Here is a 6,000-nt window from a genome sequence, read left to right as displayed (position 1 = left end):
TGGCCGGGTACGGGGTTGCCGGTGCCCGATGCCCACGACATCGCGCACATCGTGTACACCTCGGGGACCACCGGTGTCCCCAAAGGCGTTGCGACCACTCATCACAACGTCACTCAGTTGCTGGCGTCGCTGCACGTGGGGCTGCCGTCGGGGCCGGGACAGGCGTGGTCCCAATGGTATTCGTATGCGTTCGACGCCTCGGTGGAAGAAATCTGGGGTGCGTTGCTGCACGGCTCGCGGTTGGTGATCGTGCCCGAGTCGCTCGCCGCACTGCCAGAAGACCTGCAGGCCTTGCTGATCGACGAGGAGGTCACGGTGCTGCACCAGACCCCGTCGGCCGTCTCGGCGCTGTCGCCGCGGGCGTTGGCGTCGACGGCGCTGGTGGTGGCCGCCGAGGCGTGTTCGGCCGAGCTGGTGCAGCGGTGGGCGCCGGGCCGGGTGATGACCAACGCCTACGGACCGACCGAGACCACGATGTGTGTGACGGTCAGCCCGCCGCTGAGTCCCGCGGCGGGGACGCCGCCGATCGGCGGCCCGGTGCCCGGGGCGGCGTTGTTCGTCCTCGACCCGTGGCTGCGGCCGGTGCCGGTGGGCACGGTGGGGGAGTTGTACGTGGCCGGCCGGGGTGTGGGCGTCGGCTACGTTCGCCGGGCGGCCCTCACGGCGTCGCGGTTCGTGGCGTGCCCCTTCGGGGCGCGGGGTGAGCGCATGTACCGCACCGGGGATCTGGTGTCGTGGGGCGCCGACGGCCAGCTGCGCTACCTCGGCCGCATCGACGAGCAGGTCAAGATCCGCGGCTATCGCATCGAACTCGGCGAAATCCAGGCAGCGCTGAACGGTGTGCCGGGGGTGGACCGGTCCGTGGTGATCGTGCGCGAGGACCGCCCCGGCGACAAGCGGCTGGTGGGCTACGTCACCGAGGCCGAACCGGGAAGCGTCGATGCCGTCGCCGCGCGCGCACGGCTGCGAGAAGGGTTGCCGCCCTATATGGTTCCAGCCGCGGTGGTGGTGATCGACGCGTTGCCGTTGACCGTCAACGGCAAGCTGGACACCCGCGCGCTGCCGGAGCCGGAATACCGCGACGCCGAATACCGGGCCCCGGGCAACGACCTCGAGCGCATCCTGGCCGACGCCTACGCCGAGGTTCTGGGCCTGGACCGCGTCGGGGTCGACGACTCGTTCTTCGACCTCGGCGGCGACTCCCTGTCCGCCATGCGCCTCATCGCCACCCTCAACAAGTCGCTGCACACCCACCTGACCGTGCGCACCCTTTTCAACGCTCCCACGGTCGCCGGCCTGAGCGGCCAGGTCCACAAGCACGCCGACGATCCGCGCTTCGTCTCGGTGCACGGCTCCGACCCCGCCGAGGTGCACGCGGCTGACCTGTCGCTGGACAAGTTCATCGACGCCGCGACGCTGGCCGGCGCCTCGTCGTTGCCGGGGCCGGGCGCCGAGGTGCGCACGGTGTTGTTAACCGGCGCAACAGGATTCCTCGGCCGGTACCTGGCGCTGCAGTGGCTCGAGCGCCTCGAACTGGCCGACGGGAAGCTGATCTGCCTGGTGCGGGCCGGCTCCGACGACGAGGCCCGCGCGCGCCTGGAGAAGACCTTCGACAGCGGGGATCCACAGCTGCAGCGGTATTTCCAGGAGTTGGCCGCCGACCATCTCGAGGTGATCGCCGGCGACAAGGCCGAGCCGAGCCTTGGCCTCGACGACCCGACCTGGCGGCGGCTGGCCGAGTCCGTCGATCTGATCGTGGATCCCGCGGCGGTGGTCAACGGCGCGCTGTCCTACGGCGAGTTGTTCGTGCCCAACGTGGTGGGCACCGCCGAGCTGATCCGGTTGGCACTGAGCGCCAAACTCAAACGCTTCAACTATGTCTCGACGGCCAACGTGGGCGATCAGATTGCGCCGCAGGCGTTCACCGAGGACCCCGACATCCGGGTGCTCAGTCCCACCCGGAAGAACGACGGCAGCCGGGCCAACGGCTACGGCAACAGCAAGTGGGCCGGTGAGGTGTTGCTCCGCGAGGCCAACGACTCGTGCGGTCTCCCGGTCGCGGTGTTCCGCAGCGGCATGATCCTGGCCGGCCCCACGTATACGGGCCAGCTCAATTTGTCGGACCTGGTCACGCGGATGGTGCTCAGCGTGCTGGCCACCGGTGTCGCGCCGCGCTCGTTCTATCATCTTGACGCCCAAGGCAATCGGCAGCGCGCGCACTACGACGGCCTGTCGGTGGAGTTCGTCGCCGAGGCGATTGCCACGCTGGGTGCGCAGGCCGGCCGGGAACCGTCGGCCGGGTTCCGGACCTACCACGTGATGAACCCGCACGACGACGGTATCGGGCTGGACGAGTACGTCGACTGGCTGATCGAGGCCGGCTATTCGATCGAGCGCATCGACGACTTCGGGGAGTGGCTACGCCGGTTCGAGGCCGGGCTGCGCGCCTTGCCGGACCGGGTGCGCGAGCATTCGATCCTGGGGGTGCTGAAGTCGACGAATACCGCTGCGCTGCGGCCTGCGGAGCCGGGGCCGAACTCCGTTGCCTCCACCGATCGCTTCCGCGCCGCGGTGCAGGACGCGAAAGTGGGCCCCGACAAGAACAATCCGGACATTCCGCATGTCTCGCCGGCCGTCATCGTCGGATACGCCGCCGGCCTGCAGCGGCTCGGACTGCTATAGCGACATCGGCGGCTCAGGCCTGGGAGGCCGCCGCCGCCCGCGCCCCGGATTTCACGTCGCGCCCCGCGCCGGCCGACACGGAGGCGGCTTCGCCGCGCGCCAGACCCACCGTCGCGACAATCACCACGACCGTCGTCGCCGCGAGCAGGAACCACTCCCAGCCGCCGGCTGCCAGCGTCTCGCCGAGCACGACTACGCCGAGGATCCCGCCCACCACGGGCTTGGCGACGATGATCGTCGGCAGCGACGCGGTGAGCGCCCCCGCGCGGTAGGCCGACTGGTGATAAATCATCCCGGCCATCCCGCAGAACACCAGCGCGTACAGCTCGAAGGAGTGCCACACCTGCCCTGGGTGGCGTCCCAGGATGTCGACCACCCCCTTCATCAGGACGGCGAACACCGCCAGCAACGTGCCGGCCACCGCCGCCAGCAGCAGCGCCGCGACCGCGCGGTCCGCCCAGATGCGCGCGCCCAGCAGGCCCAGCAACAAGAGGGGCCCGAGAACCACGGCCACCACGATCCAGGTGTGCAGCGGCGCCCGCTGATGACCGCCGGTCGGGTCTCCTACCGCGATGAGCACCGCCAGCGCCACCGCCAGCAGCAGCGCCCAGCCCCACTCCCGGCGGGTGATGCGGTTGCCGGTCATCCGCGCGTAGATCGGCAGGGCGAACAGCAGCGCCGTCACCTGCAACGACATCACCAACAACACGGAGCCCTTGTCGAGGGCCGCGGCCAGCAGCACGTAGCTGCCGATGTCACCCAAGCCGCCCAGCCACCAGCGCTTGTCGCGCAGCAACATCCCGAACAGTGTCAGGTGGCCCACCCGTTTGTCGGTGACCTCCTGCGCGGAACGTTGCCGGACCACGTTGCCGATCGCGGACGCCAGCGCGGCGCACAGGGCGATAATGGCCGCCAGATTCGCGTCCGACATCGCTTATCTCCTCGCTGGGTGCTGTTGAGCTAACCCGTCTAATCTAACCGCCCCCGCCGGTGGCGGGCGCGCGGAAGGTGCCGAAGGGGGTGGAGCCCGGCGGTCCGGCTCAGAGCGGGAATTTCGTCCCGGTGAGCCGCTCGGACAGGTCCCAGAGCGCGACGGCGGTGCCGTCGCGCTTTGCCGGCCAGTTGCGCCAGGTCGGCTGGGTGCGGCCGTACAGTCCGAATCGCGGGCCGACGAACGTGTCGCCCGGCAAATCCTGCGACACCGCGTACAGCGTCTGGCGGGCACCGAAATCGGAGTCGGTGGACACGATCCGGTCGACCGCCAGGACCGCCGCGTCGCCCAGCTTACGGCCGGAGTTGCCCTGCAGGTTGGTGTGCGACCAGCCGGGGTGGGCGGCCAGCGCGCGCAGCGCGGTGGGGACGCCGTCCAGCCGGCGTTGCAGTTCTTTGGTGAACAACAGGTTGGCCAGCTTCGACTGGCTGTAGGCCAGCCAGGCCGAGTACGGCCGGGACTGAAAGTTCAGGTCTTTGAGGCTGATGTAGCCGAAGTGGTGCATCAGCGAGGACACCGTCACCACGCGGTCGGTCAGCTTGGGTAACAGCAGGTTGGTCAACGCGAAGTGGCCGAGGTGGTTGGTGCCGATCTGGCCCTCGAAACCGTCGACGGTGACCGCGTGCTTGGTGGCCATGATGCCGGCGTTGTTGATCAGGACGTCCGCCGTCTCGATGCCCTCGGCGAAGCGCCGCACCGACGACAGGTCTTGCAGGTCGAGTTGACGCACCTCGGCGGTCCCAGCCGCGCGACCGGGCGCCGCACCGGTCATGCGCGCGGCGGCGGCGTGGCCTTTGTCGGTGTCGCGGACCGCCAGGATGACATGGCCGCCGACCCGCACCAACTCGCGCGCGGTGATCTCGCCCAAACCGGCGTTGGCCCCGGTGATGACGACGGTTCGTCCGGCGAACGAGGGCAGCTGCGCTGCGGTCCAATCGGCCATGGCAGCCACCCTAACGTCGCGACGGCGACCGTGGCCGCGGGGCCGTGCGGGCCTGCGGCGGTGTGCGGTGGCCCGCGGTGACCTTGTCGGCCGCCGGACAGGCACAGGTATCGTGCCTGGGATGGCCAGCGAAAACCCATGTGACGCGGGGATCGCCGGATGTATCTAGGCGTCATCGTCAATCCGAAAGCGCGGCGGAACCGCGGCGCCTCCCGCGACCGCATCGCCGAACTGCGCCGCATCGTCGGGGCCCGCGGCGAGGTGCACGAGACCCACTCGATCGAGGAGTTGCGCGACACCATCGCGCAGATCTCGCCCCGGGTCACCCACCTGGTGGGCGACGGGGGCGACGGGGCGTTGCACTGGTTGATCAACGAGGTCGAGCGCTGCGTCGAGGACCCACAACGCTGGCCCGCGTTCGTCCCGAGCAACGGCGGCAGCGTCAACGCGGTCGCACGTAAGGCGCGGGTGCGCGGGCGGCCGGAAGCGATCATCCGTGCGCTGGCGGCCGACGCCGAGGCGGATCGGCCACCGCCCGAGGTGAGCCTCGACACGTTGGCGCTCGACGGCGAAACCGCCGACGGCACGGCGTTTCATCGGCTCTGCTTCGGGCTGGCGGCCGGCGGCGTCGGGAACCGCTTCTACGACCGGTACTACGACTCACCCGATCACGGCCGGCTGGCCGTCGCCCGGGTGATCGGCCGCAGCTTCTCCGACTACCTCACCTCCAAGGTCGCCCCGAGCCGGGTGAGGACGCCGAATTACGCCTCAATCCTGTTCACGCCGACGCGGGCGCGCGTGGTGATCGACGGCGAAGAGGTCCCGTCGCGCACGCACAGCCTGCTGCACGCCGGCGCCATCGACCTGCGCATCGGAGGTCCGCTGCGGTTGTTCCCGAAGGCGTCCGAGCCCGGTGCGCTGCATTTTCAGGCCGGAAACCTGCGCCCGTCCAAGATCGTGGCGCAGCTTCCGGTGGCCCTGACCAGCGGCGCGCTCCGCGGCAAGGGGCTACGCGACGTCAACGGCCACGAGATGACCATCGAAGCCGAGGACGAGCCGCTGTCGCCCATCATCGACGGCGAGCGCTTCCTGGGCATCGTGAAACTGGTGGCGCGCGCGGGCCCACGGATCCGCATCGCCCGGCCCGCGTGATCGGTTGTCGCACCATCCGCCGGTGGTTGAGCGGTGCGGCCGCGGTCCCAACGCTTTCCGGCCACCCCGCAACCACGCGGTCGTGGGCAATTGTTTTTTTGATTTGCGATTTCGCCACTAGATGTGATGAGCGTCAAAGTCGTATTTTGGACTGCGCGCGCGTTTAGCGCCAAATAGTAAATGCGTGAATTTGCAAATGTGCAAGTCAGTATTTCAGGCTCGAAGCCACGGA

The 6,000-nt window shown here is 69.4% G+C and carries 4 protein-coding genes; 2 read left to right on the top strand and 2 right to left on the bottom strand.

Annotated features, from left to right (window positions below; genetic code table 11):
• On the top strand, positions 1-2,682 hold a 2,682-nt coding region (locus tag OQ789_RS14245), incomplete at its 5' end, for a thioester reductase domain-containing protein (protein WP_324686561.1).
• A gap of 13 nt (positions 2,683-2,695) precedes the next feature.
• On the opposite strand, the gene OQ789_RS14240 is transcribed toward OQ789_RS14245, so the two are convergent.
• The gene (locus OQ789_RS14240; RefSeq protein ID WP_324686560.1) at positions 2,696-3,613 is read right to left on the bottom strand and encodes a DMT family transporter; all 918 of its coding nucleotides are present in this window, start codon (positions 3,611-3,613) and stop codon (positions 2,696-2,698) included.
• A 109-nt stretch (positions 3,614-3,722) separates the two neighbouring features.
• Positions 3,723-4,616, bottom strand: coding sequence for an oxidoreductase (locus OQ789_RS14235; protein ID WP_324686559.1), 894 nt, complete (start codon positions 4,614-4,616; stop codon positions 3,723-3,725).
• A gap of 159 nt (positions 4,617-4,775) precedes the next feature.
• On the opposite strand from OQ789_RS14235, the gene OQ789_RS14230 reads away from it, so the two are divergent.
• Positions 4,776-5,768 (top strand): diacylglycerol/lipid kinase family protein, encoded by a 993-nt coding sequence (locus tag OQ789_RS14230; protein ID WP_324686558.1) that lies wholly within the window; start codon positions 4,776-4,778, stop codon positions 5,766-5,768.
• The last annotated feature ends 232 nt before the right edge of the window (positions 5,769-6,000 follow it).

It is taken from the genome of Mycobacterium sp. 94-17 (assembly GCF_035617725.1).
GTDB lineage: Bacteria > Actinomycetota > Actinomycetes > Mycobacteriales > Mycobacteriaceae > Mycobacterium.
The sequence above is the reverse complement of the archived record's forward strand: the minus strand, read 5'-3'. Positions and strand labels throughout refer to the sequence as shown.

Excerpts from the sequence above, each read along its gene's own strand:
- OQ789_RS14240 (WP_324686560.1), bottom strand. The coding sequence starts at position 3,613 with ATGTCGGACGCGAATCTGGCGGCCATTATCGCCCTGTGCGCCGCGCTG.
- OQ789_RS14230 (WP_324686558.1), top strand. The coding sequence starts at position 4,776 with ATGTATCTAGGCGTCATCGTCAATCCGAAAGCGCGGCGGAACCGCGGC.
- OQ789_RS14235 (WP_324686559.1), bottom strand. The coding sequence starts at position 4,616 with ATGGCCGATTGGACCGCAGCGCAGCTGCCCTCGTTCGCCGGACGAACC.